The sequence below is a fragment of the Streptococcus sp. HMSC074B11 genome, assembly GCF_001808705.1.
GTDB lineage: Bacteria > Bacillota > Bacilli > Lactobacillales > Streptococcaceae > Streptococcus.
The window spans coordinates 360-687 of sequence record NZ_KV794314.1 but is presented as its reverse complement, the minus strand read 5'-3'; the positions used below and the strand labels follow the sequence as shown (position 1 = coordinate 687).

At 46.0% G+C, this 328-nt stretch carries 1 protein-coding gene; it reads right to left on the bottom strand.

The annotated features are described in order from the left end of the window. The coding region (locus HMPREF2619_RS10285; RefSeq protein WP_148130400.1) for a hypothetical protein at positions 1-328 on the bottom strand (328 nt) is incomplete at both ends.

The window sequence follows — 328 nt, the reverse complement described above, 5'->3', positions numbered from 1 at the left end:
TGTTCCTGTTCCAGTAAATGATTTTTCTGGCGCGAAGGTTACTGTTCCATCTGGTGCGACTGTGTATGTTCCTTCGCCATCTACTGTCTTAGTGGTTGAGCCATCTTCGAAGGTCGCTGGACTATCCTCATCGATTGGAACATTTGGATCGCCTTCAGTAAAGGTTGGTTTACCTGTTTGAGTGGTACCTTGGATATCTGTTGACTCAGCTGGAGTAGCCGTAGGAGTTACTGGTGTCACTGTTGGTGTGTACTTAGCTGTGACTGGTGTACCGTTCTTGTCTACACGTTTTACAGTCACGCCTGTTCCTGTTCCAGTAAATGATTTT